General features: G+C 68.8%; 1 protein-coding gene. It reads left to right on the forward strand.

The window, feature by feature from the left end; genetic code table 11:
- Window positions 1–52: 52 nt before the first annotated feature.
- Window positions 53–1,017, forward strand: a 965-nt coding sequence (locus ENZ75_RS32835) for an SIS domain-containing protein (RefSeq protein WP_164888221.1), incomplete at its 3' end; no start/stop codon positions are given.

The raw sequence follows: 1,017 nt of genomic DNA on the forward strand, positions 1-1,017 counted from the left end.
GGCTGACAGGGCCGAGCGAAGAGGGCCGACCATGAGCACGACAGAGCCGACCATGTCGACAGAGATGACCCATATGCGGCGCGAGATCGAGGAGGTCCCGCAGGCCGTCGCCCGCCTGCTCGACGGCTCCGGCGCCGTGCTGACCGAAGCCGGGCGCGGCATCCGTGAACGCGACCCGCAGTTCGTCGTCACCGTGGCGCGCGGCTCGTCCGACCATGCCGCCACCTTCATGAAATACGCCGTCGAGCTGACCGCGGGCCTGGCCGTCGCATCGGTCGGGCCGTCGATCGCCTCGATCTATGGCCGCAAGCTCAGGCTCGCCGGCTCGGCCTGTCTGGCGATCTCGCAGTCGGGCAAGAGCCCCGACATCGTCGCCATGGCCGAAACCGCGCGGGCGGGAGGCGCGCTGACCGTCGCCATCACCAACACCGCCGATTCGCCGCTGGCGCGTGCCTCGGACTATGCGATCGACATCCTGGCCGGCCCCGAGCGCAGCGTCGCGGCGACCAAGACCTTCATCAATTCGGCCGTCGCCGGCCTCGCTCTGATGGCGCATGCCACCGGCGACGATGCGCTGCTGGCGGCGCTTGCCCGCCTGCCGGAGCATTTCGGCAAGGCGATCGCCTGCGACTGGATGAGCGTGATCTCTGAGACGATCGAGAAGCAGAAGTCGTTGTTCATCCTCGGCCGCGGACCGTCGGCGGCGATGGCCAATGAGGCTGCGCTGAAATTCAAGGAGACCTGCGGCATGCATGCGGAAGCCTACAGCGCCGCCGAGGTCATGCACGGCCCGCTGGCGCTGGTCGGCCCTGATTTTCCGGTGCTGGCGCTGGCCGCGCGCGACGCGTCCGAACCGTCGATTGCCGAGGCCGCCGACAGCCTGGCGGCCAAGGGCGCGCCGGTGTTCGTCACCTCGGCACTTGCCCAACGCGCCGTGCGCCTGCCGCATGTCGCCACAGGCCATCCACTGACCGATCCGCTGACGCTGATCGTCTCCTTCTACATGTTCGTCGAGAC

The organism is Mesorhizobium sp. M7A.F.Ca.CA.002.04.1.1, assembly GCF_004022805.1.
Classification (GTDB): Bacteria; Pseudomonadota; Alphaproteobacteria; order Rhizobiales; family Rhizobiaceae; genus Mesorhizobium; species Mesorhizobium ciceri.